The following is a 22,335-nucleotide window of genomic DNA, read 5'->3' as shown; positions in this document are numbered from 1 at the left end:
AATCCCGCCTCTCCATTGTGGTCGGAACGTGAGCCGGCTCATGCTGCACGTCGCAGGTACGCGGTGTCTCCCTTAGTCACGTAACGACATTTCCGAAACTTGTGTAAGGCTTCGCGCCGGTTCGGGATCGAGCAGCGCAGCTCGCTCTTTCTCGATCCACCCGCGCGTCCTGCGGGAATCGACGAGCCCGTGCTGAGCTGGGACTTCAGCGGGGCCCGACGAACCGGACGGACACGCCGGGTTAGCGTTCTCGGCCGAAGGAGGTGACGCGGTGTTGCGGGTGCAGGGGTCGCTGTCCCGGCAGTTGCTGGGCTGGCAGCTGGTGATCATCCTCGTGCTGCTGGTGACCATCGCCGTGTACTCCGTGGCTCAGACCGGCGCCGCCTTCCGGGCCACCGAGGGGCGCAAGATGCTGTCGGTGGCCGAGGACGTTGCCGCCACCGACGGCGTCCGGACCAGCCTGCGAGACCCCTTCCGGCGGGACGTCTTGCCGATCTTCGCCGAGAGCGCGCGCAGCCTCTCCGGCGCCGATCACGTGATCATCGCCGATGCCCGCGGCATCGTGCTGACCTCACCCGATCCGAGCCAGCGCGGCGAGCCGCTGCCGCTCGGCCGCAGCACTGTGCTGCAGGGCAAGTCCTGGGTCGGCGAAGTCGAGCTCGACGGGACCGACACGCTCGAGGCCCACGTGCCGGTGATCTCGGAGAACGCGCGGATCATCGGAGTCGTCGCAGCAGGCCGGGAGACTCCCGACCTGCTGCAGGGGCTGCGCAACGCGCCGGAGAACCCGCTGGCGCTGCTCGCCTTCGCCGCGTTCCTCGGCATCGCCGGTTCGGTGCTGCTGGCGCGCCGCGTGAAGCGGCAGACGCTCGGGCTCGAGCCGCAGGAGATCACCCGGCTCGTGGAGCACCGCGAGGCGCTGCTGCACGGCGTTCGCGAGGGCGTCCTGGGCGTGGACGAGCAGAACCGGATCACGCTGGTCAACGACCAGGCGCGCGATCTCCTGTCGCTGCCCGCGGACTGCCTCGGCAGCGACATCGACTCGCTCGACCTCAGCGAACGAGCCCGCGACGTGCTCACCGGCCGCGCCGACGGCGTCGATCAGATCGTGCTGCGCAGGGGCCGGGTCGTGGTGCTCAACCGGATGCCGATCTCGGCGGTCGGGGCTGTGGTCACCATGCGTGACCGCACCGAGCTCGTCGACCTCAAGCGCCAGCTCGCGGTCCACCGCGACACCACTGACACGCTGCGCGCCCAGGCGCACGAGTTCAGCAACCGGCTGCACACCATCTCCGGGCTCATCGAGCTGGGCGAGTACACCGAGCTGCAGGGCTACGTGCAGCGCGTCAGCCACAGCCGGGAGCAGTGGCACGCCGAGGTCACCGCGCGCGTGCAGGACCCGGCCACCGCGGCGCTGCTGATCGCCAAGGCCAGCCTCGCCGCCGAACGCGGCGTCGGGCTGCGGCTGGCGGAGGACGCGTTCCTCGACGAGATCGACGAGACGCTCTCGGCGGACCTGGTGACCGTGCTCGGCAACCTGGTCGACAACGCGCTCGACGCCTTGGAAGCCGCCCCGCGCGATGCCGAGCAGTGGGTCGAGGTGGAACTGCGCCGCACCGACGAGGTCACCGTCGTGGTGCGCGACTCCGGGCCCGGGATCGCACCGGAGATCGTCGAGGAGGTGTTCAGCCACGGCTTCACCACCAAGGCCGCGCGTGGTGGCGAACGCGGGCTCGGACTGGCCCTGACCAGGCAGATCTGCCGCAGGCGCGGCGGATCCGTACGGGTGCACAACGCCGAGGGCGCGGTGTTCACCGCTCGGCTGCCGCTGGAGGAATCGTGATCAGAGTGCTGGTGGTGGACGACGACTTCATGGTCGCCAAGGTCCACAGCGGATACGTCGCCCGCATCGAGGGATTCGAGGTCGTCGGCGTCGCGCACACCGGAGCCGATGCCGTGACCGCCGTCGACGAGCTGCGTCCCGACCTGGTGCTGCTGGACATCTACCTGCCCGACATGGACGGGCTGTCGGTGCTGCGCGAGCTGCGCGCGCACCGCTCGGCGGATCCGGACGTCCTGGTCATCACCGCCGCCCGCGACCTGGACACGGTGCGCGGGGCGATCCACGGCGGCGCGCTGCACTACCTGATCAAGCCGTTCGACTACGAAGCGCTGCGGGAACGCCTGGAGAGCTTCCGCTCGATGCACCGCGCCCTCGGCGAGCTGCCCGGCAACGCGGCCCAGCAGGACGTCGACCGGCTCTTCGGCACGCGCACCCGCGATGCCACCCCGCCCAAGGGCCTGTCCAGCGAGACTTCGGGCATCGTCGCTGACATCCTGCGCGAACGCAGCGCCGGCGGCGGCGATCTCTCCGCCGCCGAGTGCGCCGAGGCCACCGAGCTGTCCCGCGTGAGCGCGCGCAAGTACCTGGAGCACTTCGTCGACACGGGCAAAGCCGAGGTGCGCCTCCGCTACGGCGGAACCGGACGCCCCGAGCGACGCTACCGCTGGCTCTGAAGCGCTCGGCCGCGCCCGGGCGGTGGTGACAGTTTTGCCTATAACTGTCCGGACATTTCGGGCGCCGGTGCTCCGCAGTTTTAGGCAAAACTGTCACCGCCCCGCCGGATCCGGGGGTTCCGGCGGTGGCGCTGGGGCTATCGGTGCGCGGCGAAGTGCGCCGGTAAGGACGTCAGGCCGCGCATCCACATCGACGGCCGCCAGGTCAGGTCCTCCTCAGGGACGGCGAGGTCGAGGTCCGGGAGCCGATCCAGCAGGATCTCGACCCCCGTGCTCGCGATGACCCGGGACAGCTCCCGCGCCGGGTCCGGGCAGCCGTGCTCCCCGTGGCTGTAGGCGAAGTGCGCGCGGTTGCCCGTGCTCGCCCCGCTCCGCGAGCGCACCGCCGGGTCGGCGTTCGCCGCGGCCAGCCCCAGCACGAGCAGGTCGCCCGCGCGGATCGACCGTCCGCCGAGCTCGGTGTCCCGAGTGGCCCAGCGGCCCACGAAGTTCTGCATCGGCGGATCCGCCCAGAGCACCTCGTCGAGCACGTGGGCGATGTCGTTGCGCCCGCCTGCCAGCCCCACCGCGAAGTGCGGGTCGGTGAGCATCAGGCGCAGCGCGTTGGCCATCCAGTCGGAGGTCGTCAGGTGGGCCTTTCCCAGCACCAGGAACAGGTCCGCGGCGATCTCCGCATCGGTCAGCCCGACCGAGCTCTCGGCCAGGCGGGAGGCGAGGTCGTCCGCGGGCTCGGCGCGCCGCTCGGCGGCCAGCCAGCGCATCCGCGCCATCGTGCGCTCGTAGGCTCCGACGGCCTCGTCGCCCTCCTGCCCGGACAGCGCCACGTCGTGGGTCAGCATCGGGACCTCGCCGTCTGGCAGTCCGCAGATCCGCGCCATCACCAGCAGCGGAATCCGGTGGGTGTACTCCACGACGAGATCCGCCGAACCGCGGCCCGCGAACCGGTCGATGAGCGCGTCGCAGCACTCGTGCAGCCGAGCGGCCAGCCCCGCGACGTCCACACCGGACAGAGCTTCGCGCACCGCGCGCCCGCGTGCGCGATGCTCCGCGGCGCCGGTGAGGATCGTCGAGGCGCGCGGCTCGACGTAGGGCCGCAGCGACCAGTTCTCGGGAACCTGGTGCCAGCGGTTCCACAACCGAGGATCACGGCTGAACAGCTCCGGGGCGCCGGTGACCCGGAGCAGCTCGCGGTAACCGAGCACGCACCAGGCGGGCAGCCCCGACTCCAGCCGCACCGGCGCCACCGCGCCGTGCTCCCGCCGGAGCCGCCGGTAGGTGCCCGCCGGATCGCGGTGGAACCGCGTGCCGAACAGCGCTTCGGCGTCCCGGGGCACGTTCACTCCCCCACCTCGCGAGGCACCGACAGCTCCCGCAGGTGCTCGACGAGCCGGATCAGCACCGATCTGCTGGAATCCCGCTCCCGGGCGTCGCAGTCGAGCAGCGGGACATCGCCGGAGAGGTCCAGCGCATCGCGCAGCTGCTCGAGGCTGTGCCGGGGAACGCCGAAGTTGTTGCGCGCGACCAGGAACGGCGTGCCGTCGCGTTCGAGCCGGTCGATGGCGTAGAAGGAATCGGCCAGCCTCCTCGGGTCGACCAGCACCACCGCGCCCAGGCAGCCGGTGAACAACCGGTGCCAGATGTAGCCGAACCGCTGCTGGCCCGGAGCGCCGAACAGGTACAGCACCACGCGCTCGTTGAGCGTGATGCGCCCGAAGTCGAAGGCCACCGTGGTCGTGGTCTTGTCCGGCGTGCCGGCGAGCGAGTCGACGCCGCTGCCCGCGGTGGTCATGCTCTCCTCGGTGTTCAGCGGGCGGATCTCGCTCACCGAACGGACCATGGTGGTCTTTCCGACGGCGAACCCGCCGGTGACCACGATCTTGACGCCCTCGGCGGCGGTGCGCGGCAGCGGCCTGCGGTCAGAGGTTGCGAAGTCCAACGAGCACCTGCTCCAGCAGTTCGGGTCTCGGAACGTTCGCGGGTGCTCCTCCGGCCGAGGGCTGCCTGGTGGTGATCTTCCGCGCCGCCAGCAGATCACCGAGCAGGATGCGAACCACGGCGACGGGCAACCGCAGCTCCGCCGAGAGCTCCACCACCGAGATCGGTTCCCGGCACAACCGCAGGATCTTGACGTGCTCGGACTGCATGCCCGGATCCGGCCGCCCCGAACCGACCACCAGCGTGACGGTGTCGAAGGTCTCCTCGTCGGCCCGGCTGCGGCCCCCGGTGACGACGTAGAGCCGATCCGGGTCCTCGTCGTCGAGCAGACCGCGACCGCGGGTCATGGCACCTGGGCACGCGTCGGAGCGCTGAGGAACTCGCCGATCTGCTCGACGAGCTGGTTCATGTTGTGCCCGAGGACTCCGACGTCGGCGTCCTCCCCGGCGACCACTGCCAGGTGCGCGCCGTGGCCCGCCTCGACGATGCACAGCACTCCGCCGTAGAAGTCGGTCATCGACTGCCGCACGCCGCCTTCCCCGGTGCCGAACTCCATCGAGGCCCCGAAGGACAGGCTTTGGATGCCGGAGGCGATCGCCGAGAGCTGGTCGGCCTGGTCCAGGCCCAGCTGGGCGGTGTGGCAGAGCCGTAGCCCGTCATTGGACAGGACCAGGGCGTGCTTGCTGCCCGGTGTCTGCCGGACGAGGTTTTCCAATAACCAGTCGAGATCTTGGGTCTGGGTCATCAGGCTGTGGGCCGGCGCCCGCTGGGACACCGGCCCGCACCTCCAATCTGGGGCTTCGACGGCTTCATCGGGGTTGGTCGTCCGAAGTGGATGCTGTGTTGCGCTTGCCCGCGAAGGCGCCGAACCGGGAGCCGGCTTGCGTCTCGGAGCGCTCGGCACCGCGCTGCTTCGAGGGCGCCGCGCGCAGGGTCTTGCCGCGACGGCGCTTGGGCAGCGCGTCCGGATCGTCGGATTCCGCCGAGCCCTGGTCGGTTTCGGGCTCGGCCGGGGCGTCTTCGACGGGCTCCGGTTCGGGTTCCGGCTGCGAATCGGATTCGGCCGGCGGCTCGGTGACGAGCTCGGGCGGGACGGTCAGCACCACGGCGGTGCCACCGCGCGCGGAACCGCGGAAGGTCACGGTCAGCTCGTGCTTGCGCGCCAGGCAGCCCACCACGGCCAGCCCGAGACGGGTCCCGGACACCTCGGCCAGGTCGAGCGGTTCGGCGGAGACGGCGCGCTCGGCGCGGGCGAGGGCCGACTCGCTCATCGTCAGCCCGCCGTCCTCGACGGTGATCACCACACCGGCTTCGGACGCGTCCACGTGGACGAGGACCTCCTCGGCGGGCGGCGAGAACTTGGTCGCGTTGTCCATGATCTCGGCCAGCGCGTGGATCACGCCCTCGGCCGCGTAGCCGACCACGGCCTTCTCGCTCGTGGAGTCCACGCGCAGCCGCCGGTAGTCGCTGATCCGGGCCATCGCACCGCGCAGCACGCTCTCGATCGTGATGGGTTTGCTCCACCGCCGCCCCGAACGGGCACCGGTGAGCACCGCGATGCTGTCCGCGAGCCGACCGGCCTGGGCGGTGCTGTGGTCGAGGGTGAGCAGGTCGGCGAGGACGTCGCCGTCCTCGTGCCGGTCCTCCATCTTGCGCAGGTCGGCGAGCATGCTGGTGGTCAGCGCCTGCACCCGACCGGCGGCGTTGGCGCAGGTCGCCAGGGCGGCGGCGCGCGCCCGCTCGGCGGCGGCCAGCTCCTTGCCCATCGCCTTGATGACCCGCCGGTGCGGCGGGCTCAACGGGTTGGTCATCTCCTGGGAGGCCGCGTCCGGGCTTTCCCCCGCGCGCATCCGGCCCGCCAGCTGCGGCAGCGTCTCATCGGCGAGCCGGACCATTTGGCTGTTGATGGCCGCGGCCGCGCGCCGGTAATGCCGCATCATCTGAACCGCACGCGTCAATGCGGCCACCGCGACGGAAAGCAGCAACGACAGAGCGGCGGCGAAGATCGGAACGACCAATTGCGTCGAAGTCAGCGTCACCGACACCGTCAGGGTCGCGATACCGGAAAGCACCAAAACGCCCACGAACGCGAACAGCACCGGATACCAGGAGGGGAACTCCCCGCGATGGGGCGCGGTCGTCTCGGTGGACATCAACGGGTTCCTAATCAGGCGGTCGTGCGGCGTCGTTCGTGAGCGCAGCGGGGCGCGACCAGATAGTAACGGAGAGCATACATCTGCAGATCCCCTTTTGGGTGATCATCGACACAGGAAGACCCTCGCGATCTGTTCGTGATCATGATGTGGAACGAGAACGGCCACTTATCCCAGCAGTTCCTTCGCAACGGCCGAGACCGCGAGCATCCAAATTTCACTGAGATTGAGCAACGGCGCACGCCCGGTCCGCGCTGCTCCGTCGAGGTGACGAAGAGTCATCAACCCGCAGTCACGACCCCGAGCCGCCACCTTTTCGCGCGGATGGGAAAACCGGGGCAATTGCACGCACTGCTGCACTTGCCAAGAGGTGCGCATCCAGTCGGCCGAGCCGGATCCCGCGCACGCGCGATGCATCGTGCGCGGATCAGCGCGGCCGTCGCTCGAGCGGCCGCCGGTCCAGCTCCTCCGACCGCGTCCGCACCGGCTCCCGCACGCCGGCCCAGCGCCGCACCACGGCCTCCGCCTCGGCCCTGCGGTCGGCGGGCAGACCTGCGATCTCCGCGCCGTGGTTGGCCCCCGGCACCAGGTACGAATGGGAATCCTCGCTGCCCGGCCCGAGCTCGAACGGCTCGGCGCTCCACGGATCCTCGGCCCCGTTGACGAACATCAGCTGCGAGCCCGCGCCGCGCACCCACGCGTCGATGCGGCGCATCCGCCCGGGCTCGAAGCGCATCGGGATCTCAGGCGCGACCAGGTTGCGCGGCTGCATCAGGTCCCGGTGGTGCAGCAGATCGGCCAGGTGCGCGTCGGACACGTCGGGCCAGCCCAGCTGCGTACCGGACTGGTAGTAGTACGGCACGTAGGGCTCGATGCCCTGGTCCGTGTAGAAGGCGAACTCGACCGTTTCGTCCAGGAAGCGGTAGATGGCTCCGGTGTTCGCATCGGTGCCGGGGATCTCGCCGCAGTCCTGCTGACCCCGGTACTGCCAGAACGCCCACGGCGCATCGAGCACGACCATCTCCAGGCCGCGATCGATGTCGCCGATGATCCGGTCGAAGGTGAGCCCCTCGGCGTGGGCGTGCGCGCGGAACCTCGCGGTCAGTTCATCCCTCCGGCGCAACGCTTCCCGCTGCAGGTCCACGAGCGCTCGTCGGCAGGCCGGATCGGTCCCGGCCTCGGCCAGGAACTCGTCGTAGGCGTCCCGGTCGTTGTCCACGTCGTTCGGCGCGACGTAGGCGATCGTGCCGTCGACGTCGCGCGGGTAGAAGCGCCGGTGGTACACGGCGGTCATGCCGCCCTTGCTGGCACCGGTGGTGATCCACTCGTGCCGGTAGACGCGCTTCAGCGCCTCGATGATCCGGTGCTGATCGGTGGCGGCCTGCCAGATGTCCAGATCGCCCCAATCCGCCGGGTCCGGGCGGGACGTCGCGAAGAACCGGTGCTCGAGCGTCACCTGGTTGCCGTCGACGAGGCGCGTCGGCTCGGTTCGGCGGACCTTCGACGGCAGCCCGTAGCCGGTGGTGTGGGCGACCGCGGGCGCCGCGCGGTCGCGGTGCAGCAGCGTCAACCGCTGTTCGAAGGTTTCCGAGCGCGGCTCCCGGTGATCAGCGGGCTGGGTGAAGGTCAGGTCGAACAACCGGAAACCCGGTTCCGTGCGCCGCTCACCGACGACCGTCAGACCCGGGACCGCCTCCAGCCGGTCGACGACGTCCTCCGACGGCGCAGCACCGGCAGGCACTCCGGCCAGCAACAGCGCCGCGCTGAGCGCGAGCGCGCACGAGCGGCGCCACTTCATGAGCCTCCCCCGTCCAACGGGGGCGGCCCGTCGATCCAAGGAGCTGTTTCGTTCCAGTTCGCGGTTGGGATGGCGGAACCTCGGACACCGTCGGACTCCGGATCCACGCCTCGAGCAGCGACCTGCGCGGCGCTGCGGCCGTCCGCGCCCGACGACGTCGGAGAGCCCGCCGCGGCGCCGGCTGCGTCCCACACCGCATGCGGCTGGCCGCCGCAAACGGAAGCAACCCCTGCTGACGTCGCTGCTCCGTCGGAAGCGGGCGGCGCGTTCTCACCGCAGCGCCCCGGTCGGGGACGGCGCGCGACGCCCCTCCCGGCGATTCGGGACGGGCGCCGCGGCGTCCTGCTCACACGGCGGCTTCGGCCTCCGCCGCGACCGGCTCCTCGTCGCGCTGCTTCGGCACCTCGACGCCATCGGAACGACCATTGTGGACGGTAGTTCCGACGTAGCTGTCCGAGGCCTCGTTGGCCGCACCCGCCTCGGTGGCGGCCAGGAACGGCTCGGCACCGGCCAGCACCTGCTGCGCACCGCGAACCTGCTCGGCCAGCTGCTGACGCATCCGCAGCATGGTCTCGGCGTACTCGTCGGCCCGGCGGATCCGGCGCTCGGCCTCGAACGTGGCCTCGCGAACCCGGCGCTGCGCCTCCTCGCGGCTGGCCTGCTCGCGCTCGGCGAGGATGCGCATGGCTTCCTCGCGACGAGCCGCCATGGACACCTCGAAGTCGCGTTCGACCTGCGTACGACGCTCCTCGGCCTCGGCGTCGAGCTGGCGGCGGTGCTGCTCGGCCTCGCGCGACATGGCCTGAACCTCGTCGCGGGTGCGGGCGAGCAGGTCGTTGCGCTGCTGCTCGGACTGCCTGCGCCACTCGTCGGCCTCGGAGACCAGCTTCTCGTACCGGCCGCGCAACTCGGCGGCGGCCTGCTCCGACCGGGACCACTCGTGCTCGGCGGCCGCCTGAGCACTGGAGCGGATCTCCTCGGCCTCGTCCTGAGCCAGCCGCACCATGCGGCGCATCCGGTCCGAGAGCGCGTCCATCTCGATCGGCGCCCGGGCCTGCGCGTCGAGCTCGCCCTTGAGCGACTCGACCTGGGCACGAGCCTCTTCCAGCTGCGCCGAAAGCTCGCTGACCTGGCTTAATGCCGAGTCCCTGTCCTCAGTGACCAGCTCGAGCTCGGCCTCGGTCTGCTGGATGTAGAACTTCACCTGCGATCGACGGAATCCGTACCAAACGGTGTCGAAATCGGCCTTCAGCGGCACGAGTTCGCGATCTTCGCTGTGCCCCACGGTCTCACCCCACCTGGTTGATCAATTTTCAGGGAGCGAGCCACGCCCCGACGCGGCAAGTCCGTTGTACACCCGGGAAACGCCCATCGATGTGCTCCGCCGGAGGGAAATCCGACATCTCGCCGCATCGCGGACTGCGGGTGCTACGGATCGCTATGGGTCCATCTTCCCCGCCGCGGCGAATGAGATCAACAGCACGGATTCTGCTGCAATGCAACGGACATCCGATGTTGACCGACCGGACACCGCCAGCAAAACGCCTGATGAGTTCAGGTTTTCGTGCCCGGTTGGACCAACCGGCGGAAACTCATCTCGATTTCGTCTCGGCTCGGCACCGATCCTCGGACGATACCCTGCAGCAGCCAACCGCAGAAGAGCGCGGAGAGCGCGCGTCCGGTTTCGGAATCGGTGTAGGTGCCGAACAGCTCGGCCAGCGCGGTGTCCCACTCCTGACTGACCTCGCGCAGCGCGGGCCGGTGCAGCGCGGCGATGTAGAGCTGGTGCTCCACGGTGGTCTTGTCCCGCGCGGGACCCAGGTAGTACAGCACCAGGTCGGTCAGCGCGCCGGCGAAGTCCCGGCCGGACTCCAGCTCGTCGGCCCATTCCCGCAGGTGCTCGACGTCATCGTCGGCGGCCTGGCGCAGTGCGCTGGCCAGCAGGTCGTCCAGGGTGCTGAAGTAGTAGGTGGTGGAGCCGAGCGGGACACCGGCCGCAGCCGCGACACTACGATGAGTGAGCTTCTCCACCCCGCGGTCCGCGACGACATCGATCGCCGCGCGCGCGATGCGCTCCCGGCGGTCCGGGTCCTTCCGGCGCGCCGGGGCCTCAGGCTGCGTGGTCGACATGCGCTCGGTGTTCCTCCTGTGTCACTGCGCGTAACCGAATGCTGGGATTGTCCCAGCCTGCCATGAACCACGCCGTCGGCGATGCGGCCCAGGTCACGACGATTACGTTATCGCAGTTCAATACGCAGTTTCCCAGACGCCCCGGAGCCCGCTGGACCCCGATGATGTACAGATGTACATGTCAGGTGCTAGTGTCCTCCTCGGCACTGCGGCCAATGCGGGGAACGGTTCGCGAATGCGACCCGGCCGGAATTGGGCGAAAACGCGCCCGGCGGTCACCGAATCGAACGCGCTGGAGGTGAATTCCGTTTCTAGCGAATTTCACGTCACCAGCGGCGCCGATGATTCGCGTGGCAGCCGGTCAGCGTCGGCGGCATTGTGAACGCGCGCTCTCGCGTTGAGCGCGAACACGATCTGCTCCGACCGAAGAACTTCGAGCGACTAAACGGGGAAACAGCCATGCCGCAAGCAGACAATTCGGCGTCCACGCTGTTCATCGACGGCGAATGGGTGCCGGCCGCCGACGGCCGCACCCGGCAGATCATCTGCCCCGCCGATGGCCAGCTGGTCACCACCGTCTCCGAGGCCGGCGCCGCCGACACCGAGCGCGCCATCGCCGTCGCGCGCCGCGCCTACGAGGACGGCGCCTGGTCCGGCACCTCCGCCTGGGACCGCGGCGACCTGCTGTTGCGCGTCGCCGACATCCTGGTGCGCGACAAGGCGGAATACGCCCGCGCCGAATCGCTGGACACCGGCAAGCGCCTGGTGGAGAGCGAGTACGACATGGACGACATCGCCGCGTGCTTCCGCTACTTCGGCAAGCTCGCGGGACAGGACGCCGGTCGTCTGGTCGACACCGGCAGCCCGGACGCGATCAGCCGCGTGCAGCACGAGCCGGTCGGCGTCTGCGGCATGATCACTCCGTGGAACTTCCCGCTGCTGCAGGTGGCCTGGAAGGTCGCCCCGGCGCTGGCGGCGGGCAACACCTTCATCCTCAAGCCCAGTGAGCTGACCCCCAGCACCGCCATCCTGCTGATGAAGACGCTGGCCGAGGCGGGCATGCCCGCGGGCGTGGGCAACCTGGTCACCGGAACCGGCGCCGAGGCCGGCCAGCCGCTGGCCGAGCACCCGGACATCGACCTGGTCTCGTTCACCGGCGGCCTGCACACCGGCCGCAAGATCTCCGCGCTGGCCGCGCCGACGGTCAAGAAGGTCGCGCTGGAGCTGGGCGGCAAGAACCCGAACGTGGTCTTCGCCGACTCCGACTTCGACACCGCCGTGGACTTCGCCCTGATGGCGATCTTCCTGCACTCCGGCCAGGTCTGCTCCGCGGGCGCCCGGCTGATCGTGCAGGACGAGATGCACGACGCGCTGGTCGACGAGATCGTGCGCCGCGCCGAGCAGATCCGCATCGGCGGCCCGTTCGACAGCGAGGCCGAGACCGGTCCGCTGATCTCGCCCGAGCACCTGCGGAAGGTCGACGACTACGTCCAGGAGGCCGTCGCCGAGGGCGGCGTGCTGCGCACCGGTGGCAAGCGCCCCGAGGGCGAGCGGTTCGCGAACGGCCACTACTACCTGCCGACCGTCATCGACGAGGTCCAGCAGGGCTCCTACGCGGTGATCGAGGAGTCCTTCGGCCCGGTGCTGACCGTGGAGCGGTTCACCGACGAGGACGACGCGGTGCGCATCGCCAACGACACGCACTACGGCCTCGCAGGCGGCGTGTTCACCAGCGACCCGGCCAAGGCCCAGCGCGTGGCCAACCGGCTGCGGCACGGCACCGTCTGGATCAACGACTTCCACCCGTACCTGCCGCAGGCGGAGTGGGGCGGTCACAAGCAGTCCGGCATCGGCCGCGAGCTCGGCCGCGCGGGCCTCGGCGAGTACCAGGAGGCCAAGCACGTCTACCAGAACCTGCGGCCCGGCCCGCAGCACTGGTTCTCCGAGAAGTAAGGGGCTATTCCAGTTCCCGGTTTGCGGGGCGGTGCGATTAGCGGAACCTGACGCGTCGTGTGGCTGCGGGATCCGCTCCTCGAGCAGCGGCTGCGCGACGTCGCGGCTGTCCTCGCCACAGACGCGTCAGAACCCGCGGCGGTGCCGGGCGAGTCGCACACTTGAAACGGCGGCTTCGCCGCAAACTGCAAAAACCTCTAGCAGGACGAATCCCGCCCGGGGCGGGGTTGCTGTTCGGCGGAGTCGCGGCCCTCGGTGGTTCCGCGCACTACTGGTTCGTTCAGCGCCACAAGTGGGTGTGCTCGCCGAGCACGCGGGGCGAGAGCGCCGCGGACGACAGCGAAGCCAGGCCCTCGTAGAGAATCTGAAAGGATTAGTTGAACCATGACCGATCAGTTCGACTACGTCGTGGTCGGCGGCGGCAGCGCGGGTGCGGCTGTCGCGGCCCGGCTGTCGGAGGACCCGGAGACCACGGTCTGCCTGCTCGAGGCCGGCCCGTCGGACGTGGGCGACAGCAACATCCTCGACCTCAAGAAGTGGATGGCGCTGCTGGAGTCCGGTTACGACTGGGATTACCTGATCGAACCGCAGGAGAACGGCAACTCGTTCATGCGGCACGCCCGTGCCCGCGTGCTGGGCGGCTGCTCCTCGCACAACTCCTGCATCGCGTTCTGGGCTCCGGCCGAGGACCTCGACGAGTGGGAGTCGCAGGGCCTGCCGGGCTGGGGCTCGAAGGACGTCTTCCCGCTGTACAAGCGGCTGGAGACCAACGACGGCCCGGGTGATCACCACGGCCGCAGCGGTCCGGTGAACATCCGCAGCGTCCCGCCGAAGGACCCCACGGGCAGGGCGCTGCTGGAAGCCTGCGAGCAGCAGGGCATCCCGACCACGGAGTTCAACTCGGGCACGACGGTCACCCACGGCGCCAACTTCTTCCAGATCAACGCCAAGGAGGACGGCACCCGCTCGTCCTCGTCGGTGTCCTACCTGCACCCGATCATGGATCGCCCGAACCTGGAGATCCGCACCAACGCCTGGGCCAAGAAGGTCGACTTCGACGGCACCCGCGCGACCGGCGTGCAGTACCTGGACGAGGACCAGATCCACACCCGCAGCGTCACCGCCCGCAAGGAGGTCGTCCTCTCCAGCGGTGCCATCGACACGCCGAAGCTGCTGATGCTGTCCGGCATCGGCCCGGCGGAGCACCTCGGCGAGTTCGGCATCGACGTGCTGGTCGACTCGCCCGGTGTCGGGTCCACTCTGGAGGATCACCCCGAGGGCGTCATCAGCTGGGAAGCCAAGAAGCCGATGGTCGAGGACTCCACCCAGTGGTGGGAGATCGGCATCTTCACCCGGACCGAGGAGGGCCTGGACCGCCCGGACCTGATGTTCCACTACGGTTCGGTGCCCTTCGACATGCACACCGTCCGGCAGGGCTACCCGTCCTCGGAGAACTCGTTCTGCCTGACGCCGAACGTGACCCGCGCGCGCTCCACCGGCACCGTCCGGCTGCGCAGCCGGGACTTCCGGGACAAGGCGAAGGTCGACCCGAAGTACTTCACCGACCCGGGCGGTCACGACATGCGCGTGATGACCGAGGGAATCAAGCTCGCCCGGAAGATCGCCGCGCAGCCCGCGATGCAGGAGTGGGCCGGGGCCGAGCTGTTCCCCGGCCCGGACGTGCAGACCGACGACGAGATCGCCGACTACATCAAGCGCACGCACAACACCGTGTACCACCCGGCCGCGTCCTGCCCGATGGGCCCGGACGACGACAGCACCAAGCCGCTGGACGCGCGGCTGCGGGTCAAGGGCGTGCAGGGCCTGCGCGTCGCGGACGCCTCGGCGATGCCATTCCTGGTGGCGGTGAACCCGAACATCACCACCATGGCCATCGGCGAGAAGTGCTCCGACATGCTCAAGCAGGACAACGCCTGAGCATCCCCCGAACCGGGTGAGGGGCGCTGCCGGCCCCGATCCAGGCGCCCCTCACCCCGAGCACCCGATCGCGTACCGCCCCGACATGGCACGAACCCGCTCGAAGAACCCCTCCGGTCCCCCGTCCCGGAGGGGTTCTTCGCATCCCGGCCGCTCACGGGTAGCGCATGATCAAGGTGGCGAGGACGTCGCCGTGCGGAGCCTCGTAGATGTGGTCGGAGGTGCCCTCGAAGCGGATGTAGTCCCCGGATCCCAGCGATTCCGGAGCCGACTTCGGGCCGACGACAAGGGTTCCGGAGTGCACCAGGATCTGCTCGATCACCCGCGGCCGGTGCGCACCGGAGACGTAGCGGCCGCCTTGGCGCACCTGCAGCCGGAAGATCTCCAGGCGCTGCCCGCCCTCCTCGATCCGGTCCATGAGCTCGACGTCGACCGCCTGACCGGACAGATCGGCCGCGCCCGCCCTGCTGACGACCACGGAATCGTCGGAATCGGCCGACTCGGCGATCAGCAGCCAGCCCAGCGGAACGTCCAGCACCGTCGCCAGCGCGTACAGCGTCTCCAAGGTCGGGTTGCGACGGCCGGACTCCAGCTCGGACAAGGTGCCCTTGCCGATGCCCGCCCTGCGGGCCACCTCGGACAGCGACAACCCGTGCTGCAGCCGCGCCGCCTTCAGGTTGTCCCCGACGACCTTGACCAGCTCCACCGATTCCTCCTAGCATCTTCCCGTTCCACTAACAGAACGGATGGTCCGAGTGCGGATGCACCCACGACTTCGCACCCTGCCCGTTTCGACGCTCACCGCAGGATCGATCACCGCGCTCGTCGGAGTCGTGAGTTCGGCGGCCATCGTCTTCCAGGCCGCCCGCGCCCTGGGCGCCGGCCCGGCCGAGACCGCCTCCTGGATCCTCGCCCTGGGCCTGGGCATCGGGGTCACCTCGATCGCGTTGTCCTGGCACTACCGAGCGCCGGTGGTGCTCGCCTGGTCGACACCGGGCGCGGCGCTGCTCGCCACCAGCGGTCACGGTATCTCGATGGCGGAAGGCGTGGGCGCGTTCCTGCTGGCCGCCGCGCTCTCGGTCCTCGTCGGGATGACCGGCTGGTTCGAAAAGGCGGTCAACCTCATCCCGACCTCGATCGCCGCCGCGCTGCTCGGCGGGGTGCTGCTGCGCTTCGGGCTGGACCTGTTCACCACCATGCAGGAGCGGTTCTGGCTGGTCGGCGCCATGCTGCTGGGCTACGTGCTGGGCAAGCGGTTCCTGCCGCGCTACGCGGTGCTGATCGCGCTGGTGATCGGGGTGGCCGGCGCCCTGGCCACCGGGTCGTTGCGGCCCGGAGCGATCGATCTGACGCCGGCCGCACCCGTGTGGACCTGGCCGAGCTGGTCGGTGCACTCGGTGATGGGCATCGCGATCCCGCTGTTCGTGATCAGCATGACCTCGCAGAACCTGCCCGGCGTGGTGACGCTGCGCGCGCACGGCTACGAAACCCCGGTCTCGCCGGTGCTGTCCTGGACCGGGCTGGTGAACTTCCTGCTGGCGCCGCTCGGGTGCTTCGGCATCAACCTGGCCGCGATCACCGCGGCGCTGGCGATGGGCCCGGAAGCCCACGAAGACCCGGCGCAGCGCTACAAGGCCGCCATCACCTCGGGCGCGTGGTGGTTGCTGATCGGCGTCTTCGGGGCGACGCTGGCCGGTCTGATCGCGGCCTTCCCGGTGGCCCTGGTCACCGCGCTGGCCGGGATCGGGCTGCTGGACACGATCGGGTCCTCGCTGGCCAAGGCCACCGAGAACGCCGACGGGCGATTACCGGCCCTGATCGCCTTCCTGGTCACCGCCGCGGACGTGACCGCCTTCGGGATCGCCTCGGTCTTCTGGGGCCTGCTCGTCGGCATCGGGACCCACCTGATCGTTCGCAGCAGGTAGTTGCCGGGCTCGAACGGCGTCCGGGAAGATGGCGATCATGCGTCTCGGGATGGCACTGCCGCAGATGGGACCGCACGCGGACACCGGGCGGATCGCGGAGGTAGCTGCGGCAGCCGAGACCCTCGGCTACGAGAGCCTGTGGGTCGGTGAACGGCTGCACGCCGCCGACGAACCGAAGACCCCGTACCCGAGTCCCGCCGGAATGCCCGCGCAGATGCGCACCTGCCTCGACCCGCTGCTGGTGCTCACCGTGGCCGCCACGGCGACCTCGCGGGTGCGGCTGGGCACCGGCACGCTCACCGCGCCGCTGCGCGCGCCCGTCCAGCTGGCGCGCGAGCTGGCCGGGCTGGACCGGCTCAGCGAGGGCAGGCTCATCGCTGGCTTCGGGCTGAGCTGGTCGCGCGACGAGTACGAGGCCGCCGGTGTCCCGTGGACGGAACGCGGCGCGCGGCTGGACGAGACCCTCGACGTGCTGACGGCGCTGTGGGGCCCGGACCCGGTGGCCCACGAAGGACGCTTCAGCCGCATCAGCCGGGGGACGTTCCAGCCGAAACCGGTGCAGCGACCGCTGCCGGTGTACCTGGGCGGGCTCTCCCCCGCCGCGTTGCGCCGGGCCGGTCGGCGCGCCGACGGCTGGCTCGGGGTCGCGCTGCCGATCGACGCCCTGCGCCACGTCTTGAGCAGCATCGACGACCAGGCCCGCGCGGTGAGCCGCAGCCGGGTCGCCACCGCCATCCGGATCAACCCGACGATCCAGGAGCTGCCCACCGGCACACCCGGAGTCGGCCCGGTCGACGATCTCGTGGACTACCTCGGTTCGCTCGCCGAGCTCGGCGTCGGCGACGCCTTCCTCGATCTCCAGTTCACCACCGACGACACCGATGCCCTGCTGCGCGTGGCCGAGGAGATCAGAACGGCCTTCCCCCGCAGCTGATCCGGTTGTCGGGATGGAACGGTGGATCCGGCGGGGTCCGATCGCTCCCGCCGGATCCACCGAGTACATCAGCCGATGGTCGTGCTGCTCAGCACCGGACTGGGATTGGGGAAGCACCCGGTGGGCACGTCGACGTCACCGATGATCGACGAGACGACCGCCGTGAAGGTCAGACCCGGGTCGTCATAACCGGTGCCCGCGAGCTTGGACTCGACGGTGCCGGACTCACCCGCGGTGAGGTGCACGGTGACCGTGGGCAGCTCGAAGTCGCTGCCACCCGCGATCGGGCCGTCGAAGTGCAGGGTGGCCATGTCCCCGTCGACGGTGAACGTGGGCGCGGCGTCGCCCAGGTTCGAGCCACCGGCGAGCTCGGCCGACTCGAAGGTCGAGTTGGCCGGGACCGGGATCTTGAGGTCGAAGCCCCGGACCTCCTTGACGGTGTTGCCGTTGACCTCGCCCGGGATGGTGTTCACCGCGGGGTCGACGACGATGTCGAAGGTCTCACCCGGGGCGACGGTCTCCGGCGCGGTCGTGTCGGTGGTCTGCTGCAGGCTGAACTGCTCGGCGCCGAGCGGGCCGTCGCCCTGGCAGTCGAAGTTGATGTCGGTGGTGGCCGCCATCGCCTGCGGGGCGAAGGCGAACGCGGTCACTGCGGCGAAGGCGGCCGCGATCGCGGCGCGCTTTCCTCCAACGGCGGACTTCATTGGCCTCTCCTCACATTTGGTGATGTGAAAGGTTCTGGCCGCGCGGCGTTTTCGTAAGCTACCGACGCGTAAAATTCGCGTCAACGCCATCGGGCATTCCCGACATTCCCAACTTTGACGCAGCGTCGCGAAGCCGTCGCGCCCAGCGGAAAGCAACCGCCGATCCGATGAGAGCGATTGCTCGCCAGGCGCTTCCAGGCGGAGATTCAGCGCGGCAGCGCCCACCCGCGGTGATCTCTCCCGGGCCGCGGCGCGATCACGACATCACCCGCGCGCCGCGCGCCGAGGCAGGAGCGAAGCAGGTCTAGCGCAACATACCGTCTAGTCGGTACGGTACTTGGTCATGGGCTCCAGCGACGCCGCTCCCCCCGTCCGCGCGGTCATCTTCGACTACGGCGGAGTGCTGACCACGCCGACGCGCGACTCCATCCAGGAGTGGCTAGCCACCGACGGTATCCGGCCGGAGGACTTCTCGGCCGCGCTCAAGGAATGGCTCTCCCGCAAGGCGCCGCAGGGCACCCCGGTGCACAAGCTGGAAACCGGCGAGATCACCGCCGCCGAGTTCAACGAGACCCTGGCCGCGCGGCTGCGCACCGTCGACGGATCCCCGGTCGACCCCACCGACCTGCTCGGACGACTGTTCGCGCGGATGCGCCCGGAACCGGCGATGCTCGGCCTGGTGCGCGAACTCCGCGGCAACGGCCTGCGCACCGCGCTACTGTCCAACAGCTGGGGCAACAACTACCCGTGGGAACACCTGGACGGGTTGTTCGAGTTCGCGGTGATCTCCGGCGAGGTGGCGATGCGCAAACCCGACCCGCGCATCTACCACCTGATGCTGGACCGGCTCGGACTCGCGGCGCGCGACGCCGTGTTCGTGGACGACGGAGCCCCCAACATCGAAGCAGCCCAGCAGCTCGGAATGCGCACCGTGTTGCACACCGACCCGGCCGATACCCGCGCTCGGCTCGCCGAGCTGTTGCCCGCCGGGACCGTCCTGCAGGAGGAGAACCGATGACCGACGAACTGCCCGGACTCGATCTGCGCAGGCTGCGCGCGCACCTCGACGCGGAGCGGCCCGGACTGGTCCAGGGCGAGCTCACCGGCGAGCTCGTGCAGGGCGGCCGGTCGAACCTGACCTACCTGGTCGGTGACGGGTCGAAGCAGTGGGTGGTGCGCCGCCCGCCGCTCGGGCACGTGCTGGCCACCGCGCACGACATGAGCCGCGAGCACACCGTGCTGTCCGCGCTGGCGGGCAGCAGCGTGCCGGTACCGCGCACCGAGCTGCTGTGCCGCGACGAGGAGGTCCTCGGCGCGCCCTTCTACGTCATGGAGTACGTGCCGGGCACGGTCTTCCGCAGCCCGGAGCAGACCGAGCGGCTCACCGTGCCGCAGCGGGCCGAGCTGTCCGGTCAGCTGATGGACGTGCTCGCCGATCTGCACTCCATCGACCCCGCCTCGGTCGGCCTCGGCGAGTTCGGGCGGCCGGAGGGCTTCCTGCAGCGCCAGGTCAAGCGGTGGCGCAAGCAGCTGGAGGCTTCGGCGAGCCGGGAGGTTCCCGGGATCGAGCAGCTGGCCGAGCGGCTGGCCTCCTCGGTACCGGACACGCCGCGCACCGGGATCGTGCACGGCGACTACCGGCTGGACAACGTCATCGTCGACGCCGACCAGCGCATCACCGCGGTGCTGGACTGGGAGATGGCCACGATCGGCGATCCGCTGACCGACCTGGGCATCCTCGTCGTCTACTGGGAAGGCTTCAGCGGCCTCTCGGACAACCCGATCGCCAAGGGCGTCGGGCCGGAGTACGACTTCCCGTCCGCGCGCGAGCTGCTCGACCGCTACGCCGCGCGCAGCGAGCTGGATCTGTCCGACTTGGACTGGTACATCGCGTTCGGCTACTTCAAGATCGCGGTGATCCTGGAAGGCATCCACTACCGGTTCATCCACGGCCAGACCGTCGGCGAGGGCTTCGACCACGTCGGCGCGCTGGTGGCGCCGCTGGTCGCCCAGGGCCTGGCCAAACTCGAGGAGGCGTAATGGATTTCGGTTACGACGCGAAGACCGAGGAGCTGCGCGGACAGCTGCTCGAGTTCATGGATTCGCACATCTACCCCGCCGAGCCGGTATTCGCCGAGCAGCTCGCCGCGGGGGATCCCTGGCCCGCCGAAACACCGATCATGGAGGAGCTCAAGGCCGAGGCCCGCAAGCGCGGGTTGTGGAACCTGTTCCTGCCCGGCGAGCACGGCGCGGGCCTGACGAACCTGCAGTACGCACCGCTGGCCGAGATCATGGGCCGCTCCGGCAAGATCGCACCGGAGGCCACCAACTGCGCCGCGCCGGACACCGGGAACATGGAGGTGCTGACCGAGTTCGGCACCGAGCAGCAGCGCAAGCAGTGGCTGCAGCCGTTGCTGGACGGCGAGATCCGGTCGGCCTTCTGCATGACCGAGCCGGACGTCGCCTCCTCCGATGCCACCAACATCGGCACCAGCATCGAGCGCGACGGCGACCACTACGTGATCAACGGCCGCAAGTGGTTCTCCTCCGGGGCCATGAACCCGCGGGCCAAGATCCTGATCGTGATGGGCAAGACCGATCCGGACGCCGAGCGGCACCGCCAGCAGTCCCAGATCCTCGTCCCGAGGGACACACCGGGTGTCGAAATCCGCCGCAGCATGCACGTCTTCGGCTACACCGACGCGGACCACGGTGGACACGCCGAGGTCGTGTTCGACAACGTGCGGGTGCCCGCCGAGAACGTCATCTCCGGCGAGGGCGAAGGATTCGCCATCGCGCAGGCCCGGCTCGGTCCCGGCCGCATCCACCACTGCATGCGGGCGATCGGCATGGCCGAGCGGGCGCTGGAGCTGATGTGCCGGCGCACAAACGAGCGGGAGGCCTTCGGCAGGCCGCTGTCCGACCAGGGCGTCATCCAGCACTGGATCGCCGAATCCCGCGTGAAGATCGAGCAGGCGCGGCTGCTGGTGCTCAAGACCGCGTGGCTGATGGACACCGTCGGCAACCAGGGCGCGCACACCGAGATCCAGGCCATCAAGGTGGCGGTCCCGGAGATGACCACCTGGGTGATCGACCGGGCCATCCAGGCCCACGGCGGCGGCGGGGTCAGCCAGGACTTCCCGCTGGCCGAGCTCTACGCGCACGCGCGGACGCTGCACATCGTCGACGGACCGGACGAGGTGCACCGCCGCTCGCTGGCGCGCCGCGAGCTCCGCAAGTACAAGTGATCCGCGAGGAGATGTTCGGTTCGCGGTGCGCGTGGCGGTGCGGGTAGTGGAACTCGGACGCCCGCGGGCTCCGGGATCCGGGATTCGAGCACGTCCATCCGCGACGCCGCGGACGTCCTCGCCCGAGGAGGTCCGGGACGGCATCGCTGAGGCCCCGTACCGCGCGCGGCTGTCGCCGCACGCTGGAATAACCCGCAAGACCATCGAACCGTTACACCCGATGAGCCCCGAACTGGGGATGCAACTCGAGAACCCGGCAAGGAGAACCAATGGCAGACAGTGGTGTCGCGATCGTCACCGGTGCCGCTCGCGGAATCGGTGCGGCAACCGCCAAGCGGCTCGCCGCGGACGGCTTCGCCGTCGCGGTCATCGACCTGGACGAGCAGGCCTGCGCGGACACGGTCTCGGCCATCCAGACCGAGGGCGGCAAGGCCCTGGCAGTGGGCTGCAACGTCGGCGACGCGGACCAGGTGCAGGCCGCCGTCGACCGCATCGCCGGTGAGCTCGGCCCCCCGACGGTGCTGGTCAACAACGCCGGTGTCCTGCGGGACAACCTGCTGTTCAAGATGAGCGAAGAAGACTGGGACACGGTGATGACCGTGCACCTGCGCGGTTCGTTCCTGATGGCCCGCGCGGTGCAGAAGCACATGGTCGAGGCCAAGTGGGGCCGCATCGTCAACCTCTCGTCGACCTCGGCGCAGGGCAACCGCGGGCAGGCCAACTACTCCACCGCCAAGGCCGGGCTGCAGGGCCTGACCAAGACGCTGTCGGTGGAGCTGGGCAAGTTCGGCATCACCGCCAACGCCATCGCACCCGGCTTCATCCAGACCGAGATGACCAAGGCTACCGCCGAGCGCGTCGGGATGTCCTTCGAGGACTTCAGCAACGCCGCGATCAGCCAGATCCCGGTGGCCCGCGCGGGCAGGCCGGAGGACATCGCCAACGCGGTGTCCTTCTTCGCCGACGACCGCTCCGGATTCGTCTCCGGCCAGGTCATCTACGTCGCAGGTGGACCGAAGGACTGACCCGCGAACGGGAACCACGGGCTTCCGGCTCGCGAACTCCGTGGTTCCCGTCGCCCTGCCCCGACCAACGGAGGT

The 22,335-nt window shown here is 69.8% G+C and carries 20 protein-coding genes; 10 read left to right on the top strand and 10 right to left on the bottom strand.

Annotation, left to right across the window (positions count from 1 at the left end; all coding sequences use genetic code 11):
• Positions 1–271: 271 nt before the first annotated feature.
• Together ABD289_RS09620 and ABD289_RS09615 are read left to right on the top strand one after the other, a co-directional pair.
• Entirely contained in the window at positions 272–1,843 is a 1,572-nt protein-coding gene (locus ABD289_RS09620) for a sensor histidine kinase (RefSeq protein ID WP_425564628.1), read from the top strand.
• Positions 1,840–2,517 (top strand): response regulator, encoded by a 678-nt coding sequence (locus tag ABD289_RS09615; RefSeq protein WP_344128933.1) that lies wholly within the window; start codon positions 1,840–1,842, stop codon positions 2,515–2,517. Before ABD289_RS09620 ends, ABD289_RS09615 begins: the two co-directional genes overlap by 4 nt.
• Positions 2,518–2,654: 137 nt before the next feature.
• On the opposite strand, the gene ABD289_RS09610 is transcribed toward ABD289_RS09615, so the two are convergent.
• From ABD289_RS09610 to ABD289_RS09575, 8 genes are all read right to left on the bottom strand, one after another.
• Positions 2,655–3,857 carry a cytochrome P450 family protein gene (locus ABD289_RS09610; protein ID WP_344128931.1) on the bottom strand — a complete coding sequence of 401 codons (1,203 nt, stop codon included), beginning with the start codon at positions 3,855–3,857 and terminating at the stop codon, positions 2,655–2,657.
• Positions 3,854–4,453 (bottom strand): GTP-binding protein, encoded by a 600-nt coding sequence (locus ABD289_RS09605; RefSeq protein ID WP_425564627.1) that lies wholly within the window; start codon positions 4,451–4,453, stop codon positions 3,854–3,856. Before ABD289_RS09605 ends, ABD289_RS09610 begins: the two co-directional genes overlap by 4 nt.
• Positions 4,434–4,799, bottom strand: a complete 366-nt coding sequence (locus ABD289_RS09600) for a DUF742 domain-containing protein (RefSeq protein WP_344128929.1) — start codon at positions 4,797–4,799, stop codon at positions 4,434–4,436. The genes ABD289_RS09605 and ABD289_RS09600 overlap by 20 nt, the downstream gene beginning before the upstream one ends.
• A complete protein-coding gene (locus tag ABD289_RS09595) occupies positions 4,796–5,197 on the bottom strand; it encodes a roadblock/LC7 domain-containing protein (RefSeq protein WP_344129209.1) in 402 nt (133 codons plus the stop codon). The genes ABD289_RS09600 and ABD289_RS09595 overlap by 4 nt, the downstream gene beginning before the upstream one ends.
• 64 nt (positions 5,198–5,261) lie before the next feature.
• A complete protein-coding gene (locus tag ABD289_RS09590; protein WP_344128927.1) occupies positions 5,262–6,605 on the bottom strand; it encodes a sensor histidine kinase in 1,344 nt (447 codons plus the stop codon).
• Between the two features lie 427 nt (positions 6,606–7,032).
• Positions 7,033–8,403, bottom strand: a complete 1,371-nt coding sequence (locus tag ABD289_RS09585) for a S28 family serine protease (RefSeq protein WP_344128925.1) — start codon at positions 8,401–8,403, stop codon at positions 7,033–7,035.
• 346 nt (positions 8,404–8,749) lie between these two features.
• Positions 8,750–9,688 carry a coiled-coil domain-containing protein gene (locus ABD289_RS09580; protein WP_344128923.1) on the bottom strand — a complete coding sequence of 313 codons (939 nt, stop codon included), beginning with the start codon at positions 9,686–9,688 and terminating at the stop codon, positions 8,750–8,752.
• Between the two features lie 269 nt (positions 9,689–9,957).
• Positions 9,958–10,533 (bottom strand): TetR/AcrR family transcriptional regulator, encoded by a 576-nt coding sequence (locus tag ABD289_RS09575; protein ID WP_344128921.1) that lies wholly within the window; start codon positions 10,531–10,533, stop codon positions 9,958–9,960.
• 459 nt (positions 10,534–10,992) lie between these two features.
• On the opposite strand from ABD289_RS09575, the gene ABD289_RS09570 reads away from it, so the two are divergent.
• Positions 10,993–12,486 (top strand): aldehyde dehydrogenase family protein, encoded by a 1,494-nt coding sequence (locus ABD289_RS09570; protein ID WP_344128919.1) that lies wholly within the window; start codon positions 10,993–10,995, stop codon positions 12,484–12,486.
• A 384-nt stretch (positions 12,487–12,870) separates the two neighbouring features.
• Positions 12,871–14,424 (top strand): GMC family oxidoreductase, encoded by a 1,554-nt coding sequence (locus ABD289_RS09565; RefSeq protein WP_344128917.1) that lies wholly within the window; start codon positions 12,871–12,873, stop codon positions 14,422–14,424.
• A gap of 154 nt (positions 14,425–14,578) precedes the next feature.
• On the opposite strand, the gene ABD289_RS09560 is transcribed toward ABD289_RS09565, so the two are convergent.
• The gene (locus ABD289_RS09560) at positions 14,579–15,130 is read right to left on the bottom strand and encodes a helix-turn-helix domain-containing protein (RefSeq protein ID WP_344128915.1); all 552 of its coding nucleotides are present in this window, start codon (positions 15,128–15,130) and stop codon (positions 14,579–14,581) included.
• Between the two features lie 55 nt (positions 15,131–15,185).
• Between ABD289_RS09560 and ABD289_RS09555 the strand changes: the two genes are divergently transcribed.
• Together ABD289_RS09555 and ABD289_RS09550 are read left to right on the top strand one after the other, a co-directional pair.
• A complete protein-coding gene (locus ABD289_RS09555; RefSeq protein WP_344128912.1) occupies positions 15,186–16,349 on the top strand; it encodes a benzoate/H(+) symporter BenE family transporter in 1,164 nt (387 codons plus the stop codon).
• Positions 16,350–16,386: 37 nt separating this feature from the next.
• Positions 16,387–17,283 (top strand): TIGR03619 family F420-dependent LLM class oxidoreductase, encoded by an 897-nt coding sequence (locus tag ABD289_RS09550; RefSeq protein WP_344128910.1) that lies wholly within the window; start codon positions 16,387–16,389, stop codon positions 17,281–17,283.
• A gap of 68 nt (positions 17,284–17,351) precedes the next feature.
• Here ABD289_RS09550 and ABD289_RS09545 read toward each other — a convergent pair whose 3' ends face one another.
• Positions 17,352–17,987: a cyclase gene (locus ABD289_RS09545; RefSeq protein WP_344128908.1), complete on the bottom strand. Its 636-nt coding sequence runs from the start codon at positions 17,985–17,987 to the stop codon at positions 17,352–17,354.
• Between the two features lie 343 nt (positions 17,988–18,330).
• Here ABD289_RS09545 and ABD289_RS09540 point away from each other — a divergent pair, with 343 nt between their 5' ends.
• The 4 genes from ABD289_RS09540 (at position 18,331) to fabG (ending at position 22,260) form a co-directional block, all read left to right on the top strand.
• A complete protein-coding gene (locus tag ABD289_RS09540; protein ID WP_344128906.1) occupies positions 18,331–19,005 on the top strand; it encodes an HAD family hydrolase in 675 nt (224 codons plus the stop codon).
• The gene (locus tag ABD289_RS09535; RefSeq protein WP_344128904.1) at positions 19,002–20,027 is read left to right on the top strand and encodes a phosphotransferase family protein; all 1,026 of its coding nucleotides are present in this window, start codon (positions 19,002–19,004) and stop codon (positions 20,025–20,027) included. The genes ABD289_RS09540 and ABD289_RS09535 overlap by 4 nt, the downstream gene beginning before the upstream one ends.
• Positions 20,027–21,235 carry an acyl-CoA dehydrogenase family protein gene (locus ABD289_RS09530; RefSeq protein ID WP_344128902.1) on the top strand — a complete coding sequence of 403 codons (1,209 nt, stop codon included), beginning with the start codon at positions 20,027–20,029 and terminating at the stop codon, positions 21,233–21,235. Before ABD289_RS09535 ends, ABD289_RS09530 begins: the two co-directional genes overlap by 1 nt.
• A gap of 269 nt (positions 21,236–21,504) precedes the next feature.
• Complete coding sequence (gene fabG / locus ABD289_RS09525; RefSeq protein WP_344128899.1) at positions 21,505–22,260, top strand: 3-oxoacyl-ACP reductase FabG; 756 nt, start codon at positions 21,505–21,507, stop codon at positions 22,258–22,260.
• Positions 22,261–22,335: the final 75 nt, after the last annotated feature.

Source organism: Saccharopolyspora halophila, assembly GCF_039531955.1.
Classification (GTDB): domain Bacteria; phylum Actinomycetota; class Actinomycetes; order Mycobacteriales; family Pseudonocardiaceae; genus Saccharopolyspora; species Saccharopolyspora halophila.
The sequence above is the reverse complement of the archived record's forward strand: the minus strand, read 5'-3'. Positions and strand labels throughout refer to the sequence as shown.

Excerpts from the sequence above, each read along its gene's own strand:
- ABD289_RS09570 (WP_344128919.1), top strand. The coding sequence starts at position 10,993 with ATGCCGCAAGCAGACAATTCGGCGTCCACGCTGTTCATCGACGGCGAA.
- ABD289_RS09565 (WP_344128917.1), top strand. The coding sequence starts at position 12,871 with ATGACCGATCAGTTCGACTACGTCGTGGTCGGCGGCGGCAGCGCGGGT.
- fabG (WP_344128899.1), top strand. The coding sequence starts at position 21,505 with ATGGCAGACAGTGGTGTCGCGATCGTCACCGGTGCCGCTCGCGGAATC.
- ABD289_RS09535 (WP_344128904.1), top strand. The coding sequence starts at position 19,002 with ATGACCGACGAACTGCCCGGACTCGATCTGCGCAGGCTGCGCGCGCAC.
- ABD289_RS09550 (WP_344128910.1), top strand. The coding sequence starts at position 16,387 with ATGCGTCTCGGGATGGCACTGCCGCAGATGGGACCGCACGCGGACACC.
- ABD289_RS09600 (WP_344128929.1), bottom strand. The coding sequence starts at position 4,799 with ATGACCCGCGGTCGCGGTCTGCTCGACGACGAGGACCCGGATCGGCTC.
- ABD289_RS09575 (WP_344128921.1), bottom strand. The coding sequence starts at position 10,533 with ATGTCGACCACGCAGCCTGAGGCCCCGGCGCGCCGGAAGGACCCGGAC.
- ABD289_RS09555 (WP_344128912.1), top strand. The coding sequence starts at position 15,186 with ATGCACCCACGACTTCGCACCCTGCCCGTTTCGACGCTCACCGCAGGA.
- ABD289_RS09530 (WP_344128902.1), top strand. The coding sequence starts at position 20,027 with ATGGATTTCGGTTACGACGCGAAGACCGAGGAGCTGCGCGGACAGCTG.
- ABD289_RS09540 (WP_344128906.1), top strand. The coding sequence starts at position 18,331 with ATGGGCTCCAGCGACGCCGCTCCCCCCGTCCGCGCGGTCATCTTCGAC.
- ABD289_RS09545 (WP_344128908.1), bottom strand. The coding sequence starts at position 17,987 with ATGAAGTCCGCCGTTGGAGGAAAGCGCGCCGCGATCGCGGCCGCCTTC.
- ABD289_RS09585 (WP_344128925.1), bottom strand. The coding sequence starts at position 8,403 with ATGAAGTGGCGCCGCTCGTGCGCGCTCGCGCTCAGCGCGGCGCTGTTG.
- ABD289_RS09595 (WP_344129209.1), bottom strand. The coding sequence starts at position 5,197 with ATGACCCAGACCCAAGATCTCGACTGGTTATTGGAAAACCTCGTCCGG.
- ABD289_RS09590 (WP_344128927.1), bottom strand. The coding sequence starts at position 6,605 with ATGTCCACCGAGACGACCGCGCCCCATCGCGGGGAGTTCCCCTCCTGG.